This window comes from Micromonospora sp. NPDC049089 (assembly GCF_040648775.1).
Lineage (GTDB): Bacteria > Actinomycetota > Actinomycetes > Mycobacteriales > Micromonosporaceae > Micromonospora.
This window is the reverse complement of record NZ_JBEZEH010000339.1, coordinates 1-3,782: the sequence shown is the minus strand read 5'-3', so window position 1 is coordinate 3,782 and position 3,782 is coordinate 1. Positions and strand designations below refer to the sequence as shown.

2 protein-coding genes and 1 pseudogene are annotated in these 3,782 nt (G+C 75.3%); 1 reads left to right on the top strand and 2 read right to left on the bottom strand.

Features of this window, described 5'->3' with window-relative positions; all coding sequences use genetic code 11:
* Nucleotides 1-744: pseudogene (locus tag AB0B48_RS32265) on the top strand (hypothetical protein); the annotation flags it as partial.
* Nucleotides 745-818: 74 nt separating this feature from the next.
* Here the strand turns inward: AB0B48_RS32265 and AB0B48_RS32260 are convergent.
* Both AB0B48_RS32260 and AB0B48_RS32255 read right to left on the bottom strand, forming a co-directional pair.
* Nucleotides 819-1,802: an AAA family ATPase gene (locus tag AB0B48_RS32260; protein ID WP_355009189.1), complete on the bottom strand. Its 984-nt coding sequence runs from the start codon at nt 1,800-1,802 to the stop codon at nt 819-821.
* Between the two features lie 257 nt (nt 1,803-2,059).
* A partial coding sequence (locus AB0B48_RS32255) for a primosome assembly protein PriA (RefSeq protein WP_357208230.1) occupies nt 2,060-3,782 on the bottom strand: 1,723 nt, incomplete at its 5' end.

Below are 3,782 nucleotides of genomic sequence, written 5' to 3'. Positions count from 1 at the left end.
CTGGCCGGTGTGCCGGTGACCGTGCAGACCAAGGTCGCCGCCGCGCCGGCGACCCGATGGGACGACACGGCGCCGTGGTGGGGCGGTGCCGCCTGGCGCAACGCCACCACCGGCGGCGGCTGCTCGACCGGCTTCGGGGTCTTCCAGGGCGGGTCCGCGCGGATCCTCTCCGCCGCGCACTGCGGCAACATCAACAACGCCGCGACCGACCCGACCGGGCAGTCGATGGGCATCGTCGGCACCCGCAACGCCGGCACCGACACCCTGCTGCTGTCCGGCGCCTCGGGCGGCCGGGTCTTCAACAACAGCACCGACGCGCAGGGCAGGGTGGTCAGTGAGTTCAGCAACCAGGTGATCGGCGCGTCGGCCAGCCAGGTCGGCAACTGGGTGTGCACCTCCGGCGCGTACTCCGGCACCCGCTGCTCGATCCAGGTGAAGGCCCGCAATCTGTGCATCAACGTGCGCGACTTCGGCCAGGTCTGCGGTCAGGTCCAGGCGGAGAACACCACCGGCGCCAACGCCGTCGGCCAGGGTGACAGCGGCGGCCCGGTGGAGATCGTGAACGCGGCGAACACCCTCCAGGTCTGGGCCACCGGCACCAACACCGCCATCGACGACACCTTCACGTCGACGGGCTGTACCGGCTACCGCCCCGCCGGCCGGGTCTGCGCCTGGCGGTTCTACTACGAGGACATCTTCTCCGGCATGGCCGGCGTCGGCGCCTCGGGTGTCGTCCTCGGCTGAGCCGTACCAGCTATCCGCCGTACGACTCGGTGGCCGGGCCGGCGCGCGTACCCCGCGCGTCGGCCCGGCCTCGCTCAGACGCCGGCGGCCGGGTCCCCCGCGAGCACCGCGTCGCCGCGGAGCAACGCCGGCTCGGGCAGCGGCAGTTGGATCTTGTGAGCCGCCTCCCAGTCGTAGATCAGGCCGGGGCGCACCTGGGCGGCGAAGTAGTCGATCGCCGTCATCCCGCCCACCACCGGCTCGTCGACCTCGGCGACCAGCTGGGCGGGGACCAGGGAGAACCCGTTCTGCAGAGCGGCACTGAGGCGGCGATGGCCGTCGACGACGAAGAAGTACTCGCCGGTGAACCCGATCTTCAGCGGTTCGAGGGCCTCGTCGCCGGCCTCGGCCACCCCACCGACGAAGTCGGTGTCCCACAGACCACGCAGGGTGGCGATGTCCTCGGTCGGGTAGACCCGGGCCGGGTCCAGCAGCAGCAGCGGAGGGCCGTCGCGCAGCACCTCGGCGCCGAGCGTGCCCTCGTACGCGGCCACGATGTGCTCGATCACCTCGGCGGCGGACGCCCGGGTGGTGTCGCAGATCAGGTCATAGTTACGCAGCCGGGCCTTGTCCACCCCGTACCGGATGATGAACCGACTGCGCTCGCTGGCGCTGCGCTCCCGGAGCTTGGCCTTGGCCTCCTCCAGCGAGGCGTAGCTCTCGGCCGGCCCGGAGGGGCGGGCGAGCACCCGGCGGGCCGCCTCGCCCGGCTCGGTGATCATGTGCACCTTGAGCGCGTCGGTGAAGAAGTGCCACGCCAGCCGGGAGTCCATGATGAGGGGCTCACCGGAGGCGGCAATGTCCCGCTGGAGCTGGTCCACGTAGCCGTCGACGGCCTGATCCAGCTCGGCGTGAAGGTTGAGCTGCAGCGCGGTCATCTGCCGCTGCTGCGCCATCTCCCGGTAGAGGTCCCCCACGCTGACCCGGCGCATGCCGAGCCGCTTCGCGATCTCGACCGACACGGTGCTCTTGCCGCTGCCGAGGTCGCCGTTGAAGACGATCGATTGTCCAACGGTCACGACTGGTCCACCCCTGATCACCGGCTCATTGACATCATCGACCTCGCGCCCGACCGACGCGTTCCCGCCATCGTCGCGCCATCCCGCGACGGCCCCAGCTCGGCGTGGCTGACGCCCCCTCGAAACCTGGAGCCCGTCGTACGCCTTGGCATGACGGGCGATGCTACCACTCGGACGCCACCGCTTTGCCGGACGCGGTGTGCGAGGGCCCCCGTCAGCGGGTGAGGTCCGCGACCGTCAGCACCGGCCGAAACACCTCAGAACAGGCTGAGCGGATCGACCTGGAGACGAACCGGATCGGCGGCCTTGCGAGCGGCCCGGACACCGGCGGCCGAGTGCAACGCCTCGGCGAGCGCTGCGGCGCGGGCCCGGGGCACCCGGACCAACATCCGTTCCCGGCCCTCCTCGGCCGGCACCGGCCCGAGCACCTCGGCGTCGTCCGGCAGCCGAGCCGCCGCCAGCAGGTCCGCCACCGCCTCGGCCACCCCGGTGACGCTCGCCATCCGCACGGCCGGCGGGAAGCCCAACTCGCGGCGCTCGGCCAGCTCCCGACCGGCGAACCAGCCGGCGTCCCAGCGCAGCAGCGCCTGCACGGGGGCGAGCGCGCCGTCGGCGACCACCACCACCCGACCGGCCGGCGCCGGGCGGGCCAGCGCCGCCGCCGCCAACCAGCGGCGCAGCGACTCCTCGCCGGCGCGCAGGTCGGCCCGGGTCAGCAGGGCCCATGAGTCGAGCAGCAGCACCGCGCCGTAGCCGCCCTCGGCGACCGGCTCGGCGCCCGGGGTGGCCACCACCAGGGCCGCGCCGCCTGGCACGTCGGTCAACACCTCCTCGCGCCCCGAGGTGCGCACCGGCACGTCGGGGAACGCCCGGCCCAGCTCCTCGGCGGTCCGCCGGGCGCCGGTCACCGCGGCCCGCAGCCGCCGCCCACCGCACTCCGGGCAGGCGTACGCGGCCGCCACCCGAGCGCACCACCGGCAGGCCGGGGTACCACTGGCCGAGGGCAGCGCGAGCGGGCCGGCGCAGTGCGCGCAGCGGGCCGGGGTGCGGCACTCGGCGCAGGAGATCGACGGGACGTAGCCGCGGCGGGGCACCTGCACCAGCACCGGCAGGTCCTGGCGGAGCGCGTCGCGGGCAGCCGTCCAGGCCAGGCTGGGCAGCCGGGCGGTGGCGGCCCCGGGGTCGCGGGCCAGTTGCGGGTCGTCCCCGGTCGGCGCGATGGCCGGGATCCGCGCCCGTACGGTGGCCCGGTCGGCGACCACCTCCGGGGCCCAACCGGTCTCCACCAGCAACTGCGCCTCGGCCGTCCGGGCGTACCCGCCGACCAGCGCGCCGGCCTCGGCGAGGTGGGCGCGGGTGAGCAGCACGTCGCGGGCGTGCGGGTAGGGCGCCCGGGGCTCGGAGTGCAGGTCGTCACCGTCGTCCCAGACGGCGACGAGGCCGAGCCGGGCCACCGGGGCGAACATCGCCGCCCGGGTGCCGATCACCACCGGCACCTGGCCACGGCGAGCGGCGAGGAACGCCCGGTACCGCCGGGCCGGGCCGAGCGCGGCGGAGAGGCTGACGTGCCGCCCCGGGCCGAGGACGCCGGTGAGCGCCGCGTCGAGACGGTCGAGGTCACGCGCGTCGGGCACCACGACCACGGCCCCGCGCCCACCGGCGACGGTGGCCGCCACCGCGTCGGCGTACCGGGCCGCCCAGTCCTCACCGGGCAGCGCCGACCAGACCGCGCGGGGTGCCCGGCCGTCGGCGAGCGCCCGCAGCAGAGCCGGACCGGTCGGGTAGTCGCGCCACCCGCGCGGGTCGACCGCTCCGATGGGGGCCGCCGGGGTGGGCGGCTCGTCGTGGGGCTCCTTCTCCACCCGCGCGTGCCGGGGCGGCACGGCGAGCCGGAGCACGTCGGCGCGGCCGTCGACGCACTGCCGGCGCTGGCCCTCGCCGCGGCGCTGCGGGCCGGCGTCCCGGCCGCGCTGCACGTGC